Source organism: Fretibacterium fastidiosum, assembly GCF_000210715.1.
Taxonomy (GTDB): Bacteria; Synergistota; Synergistia; order Synergistales; family Aminobacteriaceae; genus Fretibacterium; species Fretibacterium fastidiosum.
On sequence record NC_021038.1, the window covers coordinates 1,524,878 to 1,525,817 of the forward strand.

At 60.1% G+C, this 940-nt stretch carries 1 protein-coding gene; it reads left to right on the forward strand.

Annotated features, from left to right (window positions below; genetic code table 11):
* Positions 1-486 precede the first annotated feature (486 nt).
* On the forward strand, positions 487-940 hold a 454-nt coding region (locus tag SY1_RS07080), incomplete at its 3' end, for a Lon-like protease helical domain-containing protein (RefSeq protein WP_243440618.1).

A 940-nucleotide genomic window follows, 5' to 3' on the forward strand; every position in this document is an offset into this window, starting at 1 on the left:
GGTCGAGAAAGCTGCTGAAGTGCTTCAGAATGCGGGAGGGCCACAGCCAGTACAGGATTTGGTTCACGATGTTTTGAAACAAGACACGACCTCCGAACATCTGTGATTTTCAGGGAAGCGCTGGTTGTTTTTAAAAAGTTGTGGAAAGCAATCGAGGATTGTCCAACAGCGCTTCCCTGAAATTTGTGATTGTGGTATCGCGGACCCTTTTTCGCCCCAATTATATCAGGTGCGCCGGCTAGGTCCGCTGGCACACGATTTGGGTAGGATGCCCCTGTGAAAAGGGCAGGACGGGCGGTATGGTGGTCGACGGCGTTTTCGCGGAGGTCGGGGGAGGCGGAAGCTGCGGCCCGAATCTTTGGTACAATAAATAAATTGCCTGATGAACCGGGGCGTGTGCGCTTCCCTCGATTCCCGTTTTTTGCCGGGGGCGCTGCGGCCATGGGGCGCGGGCTTTACGACTTGACAGTATAAGGCGGGGACGACTTGAGGGACAAATGGAAGCTGCTGCCTGAGAAGCTCAGGAAGGTCAAGAGGACGGACAGCTGGAAGCTGGAGGATACGGATGACATCTCCGCGCCCGGCGCGGGAACGGCGGGGCTCATCGGCCAGGAGCGCGCCATCGAGTCCATGGAGTTCGGGCTCTCCGTCCCGGGAAGGGGCTACAACGTCTTCGTGCTGGGGCGGCCCGGCAGTGGGCGCACCAGCTATGCCCTGGACAGCCTGAGGAAGAGGGCCGCTGCCCTTCCGGCCCCGGACGACTGGCTCTACCTCTACAACTTTGACGAGCCGGGCGAGCCCCTGGCGATCTCCGTCCCCGCCGGGGGAGGAAAGAAGCTGGTCTCCGCGCTGGACGCCCTCGTGAACGACCTCAAGGTGACGATCAGCAAGGCGTTTGAACAGAGCCAGTACGAGGACGCCAAGGCGCAGTACGTCAAGG